Genomic DNA, 578 nt, shown 5'->3' with positions numbered 1-578 from the left:
TGATTATGCGTCGGGAACTAACCACGTGCTTCCAACTTACGGGTATACTCGTACTTACTCAAGCCTTGGCCTTGCCGACTTTTCTAAACGAATGACAGTGCAAGAGTTATCGGCTGAAGGTTTACAGAATCTCGCTCCGACTGTGGTTACGATGGCGGAGGCGGAAGGTCTCGACGCTCACAAACGTGCAGTCACCATCCGAGTAGAAAAGCTGACCAAAAATAGATAATAAGAGAGTAAAGAGATGGAAAAGCTAGCACGCAAACAAGTTCAAGAATTAACCCCGTATTTATCTGCTCGCCGAATTGGCGGCACGGGTGACGTTTGGCTCAACGCCAATGAATCTCCATTTAATAATGAGTATAAAACCGATTTTGCTCGCCTAAACCGCTACAGCGAATGCCAGCCAAAAGCGCTTATTTCTGCTTACGCTGCCTACGCGGGTGTAAAGCCAGAACAGACGCTTACTTCTCGTGGCGCTGACGAAGGTATTGAGCTTTTAGTTCGCGCTTTCTGTGAGCCAGGACAAGACGCGATTTTGTACTGCCCACCGACTTACGGTATGTACGCAATCAGTG

General features: G+C 48.1%; 2 protein-coding genes. Both read left to right on the top strand.

The window, feature by feature from the left end:
- On the top strand, window positions 1-229 hold a 229-nt coding region (locus R7Q48_RS29470), incomplete at its 5' end, for a histidinol dehydrogenase (RefSeq protein ID WP_318133911.1).
- A gap of 15 nt (window positions 230-244) precedes the next feature.
- The coding region (locus R7Q48_RS29465; RefSeq protein ID WP_318133909.1) for an aminotransferase class I/II-fold pyridoxal phosphate-dependent enzyme at window positions 245-578 on the top strand (334 nt) is incomplete at its 3' end.

This window comes from Vibrio sp. 378 (assembly GCF_033339435.1).
This window is presented reverse-complemented; position numbering and strand designations above follow the sequence as displayed.